The following is a 9,984-nucleotide window of genomic DNA, read 5'->3' on the forward strand; positions in this document are numbered from 1 at the left end:
GCCGGCGCAACGCCGGGCCGTCGGAACGATCCGCATGAAGCCGCACCGCATTCGCCATCAGTTTCTGCTTGAGCCGGAGCTCAGCGAGAAACTGGACAACCTCAGTCGCGATCCGTCAACGACCAAATCAGCGATCGTGGGGAAGGCGATCGAGGCGTTCATCGAGCGGCGTGGCGAGAGCGAGTTCGATCGGCGCTACGGCGTAAGGCTTGACCGGCTCTCCCGCGATCTTGCCCACGTCAGGCGCGATTCCGAGGTGATCCTGGAGAGCCTGGCGCTCTTCATCCGCTTTTCGATCACCCTTCACGCCCACACGCCGGTCCCGGATCGGGCAACGCAGGCTATTGCCCAAGAGCGTTTCGAGAAATTCGTTGAGAAGGTCGGCCGCCAGATCGCTTCCGGCAAAAAGTCGCTTAGCAAAGACAATGGTGGGGGAGGGGAAGGATGAGCTCTCATCCCGAGGCCGACCACCGGCGGCGTGTCATGCTGCGCACCGCCATGGGTCCGGCAATCACCGAAGCCCTGGCCGATCCGTCCGTCATCGAGGTGATGGTCAATCCCGACGGCGCGCTGCGACTCGACCGGTTAGGCGAAGGTCGGGTCGATACCGACGTTCACATGCACCCGTCCGAGGCAGAACGTATCATCCGCCTGGTTGCTTCGCACGTGCGCGCCGAGGCGCACGCCGACAACCCGATCGTCAGTGCCGAATTGCCGTCTGGCGAACGCTTCGAAGGCCTGCTGCCACCTGTGGTGTTGGCGCCATGTTTTGCCATCCGCAAGCCCGCCGCGAAAGTCTACACCCTGGCCGACTATGTTGCCGAACGCATCATGCTGCCGCTGCAGGCCGATGCGCTGAAAAAGGCCGTCCGCGAGCGGCGCAACATGCTGATCGCCGGCGGCACTTCCTCGGGGAAGACAACACTCGCCAACGCTCTGCTGGCTGAAGTCGCCGAATGCGACGATCGGGTGATCCTGATCGAGGACACACGCGAACTGCAGTGCGCGGCCAGGGACTGCGTTGCCCTGAGAACAAGGCGGGGCTCGGTCACCCTTGCCGATCTCGTGCGCTCGACGCTGAGGCTCAGGCCGGACCGCATCATCGTGGGCGAGGTGAGGGGCGCGGAAGCGCTCGACATGCTGAAGGCATGGAACACCGGGCACCCAGGCGGCATCGCTACCGTACACGCCAATTCCGCGCGCTCGGCTCTCTATCGCATTGAGCAACTCGCCCAGGAAGCGGTGGTCACCGTTCCCCGCCGGCTCATCGCTGAGGCGATAGATCTGATCGTCTTCATAGCGGGACGCGGCTCGTCGCGCCACATCGACGCAATCGCCGAGGTCACCGGTCTCGACGGCAGCGGCGATTACGCCGTTGCCCCGCTCACGCTTTCGCAACTCCAGCAGCTTTGAAAGGCCTTCCTCATGCGCAAGAAGCTTCGCTTTCTTTCGTCCACAGCGCTCGCGTTTCTTATCACGGCCCCGGTTTATGCCGCCGGCTCCGGCATGCCGTGGGAGCAGCCGCTGCAGCAGATCCTGGAGTCCGTGCAGGGACCGGTCGCCAAGATCGTTGCGGTGATCATCATTATCACCACCGGCCTGACGCTTGCCTTCGGCGACACCGCCGGTGGTTTTCGGCGCCTGATTCAGATCGTCTTCGGTCTGTCGATCGCCTTCGCGGCATCGAGCTTCTTCCTCTCCTTCTTCTCCTTCGGTGGTGGGGCGCTCGTCTGATGGCCGCCGGGGAGCAGCATATCGAGGGCTTCGCAGTACCGGTCCACCGGGCGCTGACCGAGCCGATCCTGCTCGGCGGGGCTCCGCGCGCGGTGGCGATCCTCAACGGTACAGTGGCCGCGGCCATTGGCTTCGGCTTGCAGCAATGGATTGCTGGTCTGGTGCTTTGGATCGCAGGCCACTCGTTAGCGGTGTTTGCCGCAAGACGCGATCCGGACTTCGCCAGCGTGCTTGTGCGCCACCTACGTCTGAAGGGGTGGCTTGCATGCTGAACCTTTCGGAATATCGAAGCAAAGCCGACCGGCTTGCCGACCATCTACCCTGGGCTGCCTTGGTGGCGCCCGGCATCGTGCTCAACAAGGACGGCAGCTTTCAGCGGACGTTGCGGTTCCGCGGCCCGGATCTCGAAAGTGCGACGGAGGCTGAACTCGTCGGCATTTGCGCCCGGGCGAACAATGCTCTCAGACGCCTTGGCTCTGGCTGGGCATTGTTCTTTGAGGCCGAGCGCACAGAAGCGCTGGGCTATCCGAACTCGCATTTTCCTGACGCCGCGTCGTGGCTGGTCGACGAAGAACGCCGCGCTGCTTTCGAGGGGAAGGTAGCGCACTACGAGAGCCGCTATCATCTGACCTTGGTGTTTATGCCACCGCCGGACGCCCAGGCGCGCGCAGAAAGCACGCTCGTCGACTCTCATTATTCCCGAGGAGAAAGAGACTGGCGCCAGGATCTGGCGAGGTTCCGTGACGAGACCAACCGCGTGCTCGATCTCTTCTCGGGTTTCATGTCCGAAGTACGCGTCCTCGATGATGCTCAGACGTTGACCTACCTCCACGGCACGATTTCGCCTCGTCGCCATCCTATCATGGCCCCGGAAACGCCGATATATCTGGATGCAATCCTGGTCGATGCGCCGCTTACCGGTGGCCTGGAGCCGATGCTGGGTGAGCAGCATCTTCGCACACTGACCATCCTCGGCTTTCCGAACCTCACCCGGCCCGGAATCCTCGATACCCTCAATCATCAGGATTTCGCCTATCGCTGGATGACGCGCTTCATTCCGCTCGAGAAAACGGAAGCCACGAAGACGCTGACGCGATTGCGCCGGCAGTGGTTTGCCAAGCGCAAATCGATCGTGGCAATCCTACGCGAGGTCATTACCAACGAGCCGGTCCCGCTTGTCGATAGCGATGCCGACAACAAGGCGCTCGATGCCGACGAAGCCCTTCAGGCATTGGGCGGTGATCATGTGAGTTTCGGCTATCTCACCACCACCGTGACGGTGTGGGGCGAGGATCGCCAAGCCGCTGCAGAGAAGCTTCGCGCGGTCGAGCGCATCATCAATGGGCTCGGCTTCACCACGATCCGAGAAGGCGTCAATGCGGTCGAGGCTTGGCTCGGCTCATTGCCTGGCCATGTCTACGCTAACGTTCGCCAACCGCTCGTTCATACATTGAACCTTGCCCATCTCATGCCGCTGTCGTCGGTTTGGGCCGGTCCTGCGACAAACGAGCATCTCGCGAAAGTCACCCAAACCGAAGCGCCACCGCTTTTCGTTGCCGAGACCAGTGGGTCGACACCGTTTCGGCTTTCCACCCACGTCGAAGATGTCGGCCACATGCTGGTTGTTGGTCCGACCGGCGCCGGCAAGTCGGTTCTGCTTGCTCTGATTGCTCTGCAGTTCAGGCGCTACGCCGGCGCCCAGGTTTATGTCTTCGACAAAGGCAATTCGGCCCGTGCTGCAACACTTGCCATGGGTGGAGAACACCACGCGCTAGGAGCGGACGGTTCCCTTGCCTTTCAGCCACTGCGCAGCATCAACGACCAGGCTAGCCGAAGCTGGGCGGCCGAATGGATCGCCAGCCTTGTTGCCCACGAGAACGTCACCGTCACGCCGGAGGTGAAGGAGGCTATTTGGTCAGCGCTGGCCAGCCTTGCCACCGCGCCGGCGCAGGAACGCACACTGACCGGTCTTTCGGTCCTGCTTCAATCCAATGCGCTGAAGACCGCATTGATGCCCTACACGCTCGACGGTCCCTTCGGCCGCCTGCTCGATGCCGATCATGATGGGCTGGCCTTGTCGGATGTGCAGTGTTTCGAGACCGAGGAGTTAATGCACAGCCAAAGCGCTTTGCTGCCGGTGCTTACCTATCTGTTCCAGCGACTTGAGGAACGGTTCGACGGACGGCCCACGCTGATCATGCTCGACGAGGCGTGGGTCTATCTCGACAATCCGCTGTTCGCCGCCCGCATCCGCGAATGGCTGAAGGTGCTGCGAAAGAAGAACGTGTCGGTTGTCTTCGCTACGCAGTCGCTGGCTGATATCGCGGGCTCTGGCATAGCGCCGGCAATCATCGAAAGCTGCCCGCAGCGCATTTTCCTTCCCAATGATCGTGCCGTGGAACCCCAGGCGCGCACAGCCTACGAGCGCTTCGGTTTAAGCGAGCGGCAGATCGAATTGATCGCCCGCGCCACGCCGAAGCGTCAGTATTATCTGCAATCGCGCCGCGGCAACCGTCTGTTCGAGCTCGAGCTTGGCCCCATCGCTCTTGCGCTTTGCGGTGCTTCCGATCCGGCCACGCAGACTCTGATCGACAGGATCATGTCCGAAGACGGGCAAGGCAGCTTTGCCTCGCAGTTCCTGATCGCGCGCGGCCTCGATTGGGCCGGCGAACTTCTCAAGCAATTCCCTCAACCAGACAAGGAGCAATTCTCATGATGCGGCGACGCCTTCTCTCCGGCCTGATCACCGTTTCCCTGATCGCCAAGCCTATGGCCGACTATGTGCAGCCCGCCTACGCCCTTATCGTGTTCGATCCGTCCAATTATGCGCAGAACGTGCTGACGGCCGCGCGCGCATTGGAGCAGATCAACAACCAGATCCAGTCGCTGCAGAATCAGGCGACCATGCTGCAGAACATGGCGCGCAATCTTCAGCGTCTGGATTTCTCTTCCGTTGGCCAACTCACCGGTTCGCTCCATCGCATCGACGGCTTGATGGACCAGGCGAGTGGCCTCAGCTTTGATCTGGGCAAGCTTCAAGACCAGTGGCGCAGCCAATATCCGGAAAGCTACGACGCCACGATCAAAGTCAGCGATGTGGCGAGTGCTGCGCGGGAGCGTTGGCAAACCGCCATGCAGGCGTTCCGCCAGACCATGGGTGTCCAGTCGCAAATCGTCGAGAACGTCCGCGCCGACGGCGATCTGCTCGCCGATCTCGTCAACCGCAGCCAAGGGGCGGCCGGTGCGCTTCAGGCAAGCCAGGCCACCAACCAGCTGATGGCGCTTTCGACAAAACAGCAGATGCAGATCCAGACGCTGCTCGCAACGCAGTTTCGAGCTGAGGCCGAGGATGCCGCCCGCAAGGCCCAGTCAGACGAAGCCGCCCGCGAGATGACGAAGCGATTCTTGGGTACCGGCTCGGCTTATCCCGGCAATTAATCACGAGTTCATCACGACGAGAAAGGCAGCGGCATGAACGACCTTGGCGTCATCGATCGCTTCATGGAGACCTTCATCCGCTACATCGACAGCGGGTTCGGTCTGCTATCGGGCGACCTCGCCTTCCTCACTACCATTCTGATCGGCATTGACATCACACTTGCCGGCCTGGCGTGGGCGCTCGGCGACGAAACCAGCGTTCTCGGCCGGCTTGTCCGCAAGGTGCTCTATGTTGGCGTCTTCGCCTTCATTCTGAACAATTTCAAGAACCTCGCCGATATCGTTTATCGTTCTTTTGCCGGTCTCGGGATTAAGGCGTCGGCCGGCAATCTGTCGGCAGACAATCTCTTGCGCCCGGGCCGCATTGCCGCGACCGGTTTCGAAGGTGCTTGGCCAATGCTTGACCAAGCCAGTCAGCTCCTGGGCTTCCCGGAAATCTTCGGCAACGCACTGACCATCTTCGTGCTGCTGATGGCCTGGTTCCTGGTCATCATCGCCTTCTTCATCCTTTCCATCCAGCTTTTCATCACCATCCTTGAGTTCAAGCTCACCACGCTGGCAGGTTTTGTTTTGGTTCCATTCGCACTTTGGAACCGTTCAGCGTTCCTGGCCGAACGCGTGCTCGGCCATGTTATCTCGTCAGGCATCAAGGTGATGGTGCTCGCCGTCATTGTCGGTATCGGCTCCACGCTCTTCGGGGAGTTCGCTTCCGCATTGCAAGGCAAGGAGCCGGATCTTGCCGGTGCCATGTCCCAGGTACTGGGCGCACTGGCATTGCTTGGCCTTGGCATTTTTGGGCCGGGGATCGCGTCGGGTCTTGTCTCAGGCGCACCGCAGCTTGGGGCGGGCGCCGCCCTCGGCACGACCGCGGCGGCAGCGGGTGTATCACTCGTTGCTGGAGGCACAGCATTTGCTGGCGCGCGTATGGCAACCAGCGGCGGTGTCGCCGCCATCCGAGCCGGCACAACAATGGGATCGGCTGCTTCCACGTCATGGCAGATCGGGCGCGCAACCTCGCCCGACGCTGGCCTCTCCGGTGTGGCTGCTGGAATGCATGGTGTAACCAGTGCAGCTGGCGGCGCCGCTATACGCATAGCGCGATCCGCCACTGCAAGTGTTGGGCGCAACGCCGATGCCGGGCGCGATGCCGCGTGGACCGCGACCGGCGGCACGCCGACAGCGCCAATGACCGAACGCTCTGCCGGTTCGGCCACTGTTTCGGCGCCGACGTGGGCAAGGCGCCTACGTTCTGAACAGACCGCCCGTGCAAATCGCCACGCTGCCATGCAAGCTGTCCGAGACGGAGACCGGCCGGGAGGCAGCGCCACCCCCTCTCTCAACGACAAGGATGACTAGATGCTCTTCAAGCGACCCGTGCACCGTTACGGCAAAACACCCGAACCGGTCACGCCGTATCAAAAAGCCGCCCAGCTGTGGGACGAGCGCATCGGCTCATCTCGACTGCAGGCCAGGAACTGGCGGATCATGGCCCTTGGCTGCCTGGCCTTGGCGACCGGGCTTTCCGGCGGACTCGTATGGCAGTCGATGCAAAGCCGTGTCGTGCCTTATGTCGTCGAGGTCGATGGCTTCGGCGAGACGCGCGCCGTCGCGCCGGCGATCCGGAATTATGAGCCCTCGGATGCTCAGATCGCCTGGCATCTCGGCCGCTTCATCCAGAATGTCCGTTCCGTTTCCACCGATCCGGTTTTGGTACGGCAGAACTGGTTGGCAGCGTACGACTTTGCTAGCGATCGCGCAGCGCTCTTCCTCAACGAATACGCCAAGGCGAACGACCCCTTCGGTCAGATCGGAACGCGCAGTGTTTCGGTACAGGTCACCAGCGTGGTCAGAGCCTCCGAAAGTTCATTCCAGGTCAAATGGACCGAGCAGGTGTTTGAGCGCGGAAGCCTTGCCAGCACGATGCGCTGGACTGCGATCCTCACGATCGTGATTCGCTCGCCAAGCAATACGGATCAGCTGCGCAAGAATCCGCTCGGCGTCTTCATCAATGCCATTGACTGGTCACGCGAGCTCGACAGCGCCGTCCCAACCCCCCTTTCTCCGACGGAGTCCACCAATGAAAGGTAAAATGTCACCGATTCGTGCCGTGCTGATCCTATCGGTGTCGGCAGCGGTCGTTTCCGCTTGTGCATCGAAGAAGGTGCCGCCGCCTGAGATTTCCTATGACGCTGCCGACTTCAAACCGGCCGCGATCGAAAAGGCGCCGGAGAGGCCGATTAGAATTGTCGAGGTGCCAAAACCACTGCCGCTGCCTGGCCAAATGCAGCCCGAGCCCGGCAAGGCCGAGGACAAGCGCCCCCCTGAAGAACGCGTCGCTGATGCCAACAAAGCCGCGACCCAGCAACCCACCAAGTACGGGTATGTTAATGCCGTGCAAGTCTACCCCTTCACCGATGGCGCGCTTTATCAACTCTATGCCGCGCCGGAGCGCGTGACCGACATCGCTCTGCAGCCGGGCGAGAAACTAACCGCCGTGTCGGCTGGCGACACCGTGCGCTGGGTCATTGGCGATACCGCAAGCGGCACCGGTGACAATCAGCGCACCCATGTTCTGGTAAAACCCTTCGCGCCGGGTCTTGCCACCAATGTCGTCATTACGACGGACCGGCGGACCTATCATTTGCAGCTTCAAAGCACCGAGAAGACCGCAATGGCGGCAATCTCCTGGACCTACAGCCAAGACCAGATCATCGCGCTTCGCCAGCGCAATGCTCAAGCCGAGGCAGTTACACCGGTCGCGTCGAATATCGCGCTCGAAAACCTTCGCTTTCGCTACTCAATCAGTGGCGACACACCGCCCTGGAGACCGACGCGAGCCTTCGACGACGGCAGCAAGGTCTATATTGAGTTCCCTCGTCGCATAGATCAGGGCGAGGCGCCACCACTCTTCATCGTCGGCGCAGATGGGAGCAGCGAGCTCGTCAACTATCGCGTGCGCGGCAACTATTACATCGTCGATCGGCTCTTCGCCGCGGCCGAACTTCGCCTCGGCACCAAGCGGCAGCAGGTGATCCGCATCAGCAGGATTGACGGCAGGCAACCGCAACGGCGGATCTCGCTCTTTCGCGGCAGCCGGCGAGGTGAGGACTCATGATCGAAAATTCCCGCTCTGGCATCCCGCCGAAACTGGATCCCGAGGAACTGCAGCTTCGGGCCTCTCCCCGCCGCGTGGTGCGGTTCAGGCGCGGTGTGATCATCGCGATCGCAGCGCTCGGATCCGGCGCTGTCTTCGGCGTTACCATGATCGCCCTCCAGGGGCCGGCCCTTCGCATCAGGGATCAGGCGGAAGATCTCTACAACACTGAGCGCAAACCAACCGCCGAGGGGCTCGATACGCTTCCCCATGACTATTCCGGCATGAAGCCGAAGCCTCCCGTCCTTGGGCTACCTTTGCCGGGCGACCTCGGCCGCCCCATCCTCGAGCGGCAGCGCCAGCTCGGCATCGTGCCGGGCCAAGACATCTCGGCCGAGGAGCAGCGTCTAGCGCAGCAGGCGATCGAAGCGCGTGAATCGCGGGTGCTTTTCCGCGTCGAAAATCGAGCTCAAAAGACAGATGTCGGAGAGAGCGTGCAAACTGCTCAGCATCCATTTGAGGCGCTTCCCCAATCCGAAGCAGGACGCGCGTCAGCCTCGGTGGCGGCGGCGGAAGGCGACCAGAACAATCAGCAGCGAAAGCTTGATTTTCTCAGCCAGCGGAGCACTGGCGGGATCTACAATCCGCATGCGCTGCAGACGCCGATCTCGCCATATCAACTGATGGCTGGCAGCGTGATTGCCGCCAGCCTGATCACCGGCATCAATTCCGATTTGCCGGGCCTTGTCGTCGCGCAAGTCACCGAAAATGTGCACGACACGGTCACGGGCAACATATTGCTGATTCCGCAGGGCTCACGTCTTATCGGCGTCTACGACAGCGTCGTCGCGTTCGGGCAAAAGCGAGCGCTGCTGGTCTGGCAGCGCATTCTGCTGCCCGACGGCTCGTCGGCCGAAATCGACAATCTGCCCGCGAGCGACACCGCCGGCTACGCAGGGCTGGAAGACGAAGTCGATTTCCACACTTGGCAGATGATCAAGGGAGTGGCGCTTGCCACATTGCTCGGTGTCGGCACAGAATTCAGCCTCGGCGAAAACGAGAGCGATCTGGTCAAGGCGATCCGGGAATCAGCCCAGCAGAACGCCAGTCGAGCCGGCCAGCGCATCACCGAAAAAAACCTCAATATCCAGCCCACCATCGTCGTCCGCCCAGGTTGGCCACTGCGCGTCATCGTGCACAAGGACATCGTGCTGCGGCCATACGCCAGTTGAGCAGGAGTTATCATGGCTGACCTGAAACTTGGAAAACTTCCGGACCGAACAGCTTCGAAGATCACCATTACCGTCAGCGCGGAGCTGAGCCAAACACTCAAGGAGTATGCTGCACTTTACCGTCAGACCTATGGTCAGTCTGAAACCGTGGCAGAACTCATCCCTTTCATGCTGGCGGCGTTTCTGGAAGGCGACCGAGCCTTTGCCAAGGCCAGAAAGGAACGTCTGCCGACGGAGCTTGCCGGAAAATCGTGACTCCTCCGCTAGGGCAGCTGGAACATTGCCTAGCTGTCGCGACCTACCTGCTCCTCGCGAAGCATAGGATCAAACACCTTGGAATGCAGGTATGCGCAAGAGATGATGTGGAAGGAGATACCGCGCAACAGCCTAAGTTTGCATTTTCGATTTGGTCGGCCGTGAACTATCCGCAAGCCATTGATCTGGCCTGTTGATTGAGGCGGATAGCGGCTTTGGAATTGCAGGATT

General features: G+C 61.3%; 12 protein-coding genes. 11 read left to right on the plus strand and 1 reads right to left on the minus strand.

Going from position 1 to position 9,984, the window contains the following annotated elements; genetic code table 11:
• Window positions 1-34: 34 nt before the first annotated feature.
• The 11 genes from P9273_RS30030 to P9273_RS30080 are packed head-to-tail and all read left to right on the plus strand — an operon-like array spanning window position 35 to window position 9,753.
• A complete protein-coding gene (locus P9273_RS30030) occupies window positions 35-448 on the plus strand; it encodes a CopG family transcriptional regulator (RefSeq protein ID WP_063170364.1) in 414 nt (137 codons plus the stop codon).
• The gene (gene trbB / locus P9273_RS30035) at window positions 445-1,413 is read left to right on the plus strand and encodes a P-type conjugative transfer ATPase TrbB (protein ID WP_024502850.1); all 969 of its coding nucleotides are present in this window, start codon (window positions 445-447) and stop codon (window positions 1,411-1,413) included. The genes P9273_RS30030 and trbB overlap by 4 nt, the downstream gene beginning before the upstream one ends.
• 12 nt (window positions 1,414-1,425) lie before the next feature.
• Window positions 1,426-1,734, plus strand: a complete 309-nt coding sequence (locus tag P9273_RS30040) for a TrbC/VirB2 family protein (RefSeq protein ID WP_024502851.1) — start codon at window positions 1,426-1,428, stop codon at window positions 1,732-1,734.
• Entirely contained in the window at window positions 1,734-2,006 is a 273-nt protein-coding gene (locus P9273_RS30045; protein WP_024502852.1) for a VirB3 family type IV secretion system protein, read from the plus strand. The genes P9273_RS30040 and P9273_RS30045 overlap by 1 nt, the downstream gene beginning before the upstream one ends.
• A complete protein-coding gene (gene trbE / locus P9273_RS30050; protein WP_063169232.1) occupies window positions 2,000-4,450 on the plus strand; it encodes a conjugal transfer protein TrbE in 2,451 nt (816 codons plus the stop codon). Before P9273_RS30045 ends, trbE begins: the two co-directional genes overlap by 7 nt.
• Window positions 4,447-5,172: a P-type conjugative transfer protein TrbJ gene (gene trbJ, locus P9273_RS30055; protein ID WP_024502854.1), complete on the plus strand. Its 726-nt coding sequence runs from the start codon at window positions 4,447-4,449 to the stop codon at window positions 5,170-5,172. Before trbE ends, trbJ begins: the two co-directional genes overlap by 4 nt.
• A gap of 33 nt (window positions 5,173-5,205) precedes the next feature.
• Window positions 5,206-6,528, plus strand: a complete 1,323-nt coding sequence (gene trbL, locus P9273_RS30060; protein ID WP_063169231.1) for a P-type conjugative transfer protein TrbL — start codon at window positions 5,206-5,208, stop codon at window positions 6,526-6,528.
• Window positions 6,529-7,260 carry a conjugal transfer protein TrbF gene (trbF, locus tag P9273_RS30065; protein ID WP_063169230.1) on the plus strand — a complete coding sequence of 244 codons (732 nt, stop codon included), beginning with the start codon at window positions 6,529-6,531 and terminating at the stop codon, window positions 7,258-7,260. It begins immediately after the preceding gene.
• Between the two features lies 1 nt (window position 7,261).
• Window positions 7,262-8,287 carry a P-type conjugative transfer protein TrbG gene (gene trbG / locus P9273_RS30070; protein ID WP_164548809.1) on the plus strand — a complete coding sequence of 342 codons (1,026 nt, stop codon included), beginning with the start codon at window positions 7,262-7,264 and terminating at the stop codon, window positions 8,285-8,287.
• On the plus strand, window positions 8,284-9,498 hold the full coding sequence (locus P9273_RS30075; RefSeq protein ID WP_063169228.1) for a TrbI/VirB10 family protein: 1,215 nt from the start codon (window positions 8,284-8,286) through the stop codon (window positions 9,496-9,498). Before trbG ends, P9273_RS30075 begins: the two co-directional genes overlap by 4 nt.
• 12 nt (window positions 9,499-9,510) lie before the next feature.
• A complete protein-coding gene (locus P9273_RS30080) occupies window positions 9,511-9,753 on the plus strand; it encodes a DUF2274 domain-containing protein (protein WP_024502859.1) in 243 nt (80 codons plus the stop codon).
• Between the two features lie 29 nt (window positions 9,754-9,782).
• Here the strand turns inward: P9273_RS30080 and P9273_RS30085 are convergent.
• The coding region (locus P9273_RS30085) for a hypothetical protein (RefSeq protein WP_206520515.1) at window positions 9,783-9,984 on the minus strand (202 nt) is incomplete at its 5' end.

The sequence above is a fragment of the Mesorhizobium sp. WSM4935 genome, assembly GCF_029625735.1.
Classification (GTDB): domain Bacteria; phylum Pseudomonadota; class Alphaproteobacteria; order Rhizobiales; family Rhizobiaceae; genus Mesorhizobium.

Bases quoted from the DNA above. Each gene is read 5' to 3' on its own strand.
- P9273_RS30030 (WP_063170364.1), top strand. From the start codon at position 35: ATGAAGCCGCACCGCATTCGCCATCAGTTTCTGCTTGAGCCGGAGCTC.
- trbB (WP_024502850.1), top strand. From the start codon at position 445: ATGAGCTCTCATCCCGAGGCCGACCACCGGCGGCGTGTCATGCTGCGC.
- P9273_RS30040 (WP_024502851.1), top strand. From the start codon at position 1,426: ATGCGCAAGAAGCTTCGCTTTCTTTCGTCCACAGCGCTCGCGTTTCTT.
- P9273_RS30045 (WP_024502852.1), top strand. From the start codon at position 1,734: ATGGCCGCCGGGGAGCAGCATATCGAGGGCTTCGCAGTACCGGTCCAC.
- trbE (WP_063169232.1), top strand. From the start codon at position 2,000: ATGCTGAACCTTTCGGAATATCGAAGCAAAGCCGACCGGCTTGCCGAC.
- trbJ (WP_024502854.1), top strand. From the start codon at position 4,447: ATGATGCGGCGACGCCTTCTCTCCGGCCTGATCACCGTTTCCCTGATC.
- trbL (WP_063169231.1), top strand. From the start codon at position 5,206: ATGAACGACCTTGGCGTCATCGATCGCTTCATGGAGACCTTCATCCGC.
- trbF (WP_063169230.1), top strand. From the start codon at position 6,529: ATGCTCTTCAAGCGACCCGTGCACCGTTACGGCAAAACACCCGAACCG.
- trbG (WP_164548809.1), top strand. From the start codon at position 7,262: ATGTCACCGATTCGTGCCGTGCTGATCCTATCGGTGTCGGCAGCGGTC.
- P9273_RS30075 (WP_063169228.1), top strand. From the start codon at position 8,284: ATGATCGAAAATTCCCGCTCTGGCATCCCGCCGAAACTGGATCCCGAG.
- P9273_RS30080 (WP_024502859.1), top strand. From the start codon at position 9,511: ATGGCTGACCTGAAACTTGGAAAACTTCCGGACCGAACAGCTTCGAAG.